The following is a 619-nucleotide window of genomic DNA, read 5'->3' on the forward strand; positions in this document are numbered from 1 at the left end:
AGAATATAAAACGAGTGGCGATGGAAGCTGCGTAGGTTGATGCTTAGCCCAACTTCATGCAGCAGAGCGGCCCATTCTAATAAATCAAACAGTTCGCTTTTCTTTTTAATCCCAAGCTCAGAATGTACTTGTTCAAGCATCTCGCGTGCGTGACCTTTTACGCGTGCAGCGTGCTCGAGATCCACACGATGTTTTTGTGCTAGGTTTTCCGTGGTACGCATGCGAATGTCAGAGCGAGCAAACCGCTCTTCCATTTCATATAACAAGCCTTCTCTCAATGCTCCATCAGAGAAAAACATCTGGTCGATTTTTAGTGCCTGAAAAATCGCAGCTAAAATCGCCACACCAGCGGCAAATACCGGTTTACGTTCATCGGTCAGGCCAGCCAACTGAATATCATCAATTGACGCGAACTCGTTTAAAGTATCAATGAGCTTACTCAGACGCTTTGCTGTAATTAAACCGTCTTCAAAGCCCAGCCCAATCAATACCTCTTGAATCGCTTTGATGGTGCCTGATGAGCCGAGTGCAATATCCCAACCTTTCTTGCGGTATTTGGTCGCGATGGACTCTAACTTTTGTTCGGCAGCGAGCATGGCTTTGCTGAAGTTTTTGCTCG

At 46.2% G+C, this 619-nt stretch carries 1 pseudogene; it reads right to left on the bottom strand.

Features of this window, described 5'->3' with window-relative positions:
• Positions 1-619 (bottom strand): annotated as a pseudogene (locus R7Q48_RS28675) (exopolyphosphatase); the annotation flags it as partial.

This window comes from Vibrio sp. 378 (genome assembly GCF_033339435.1).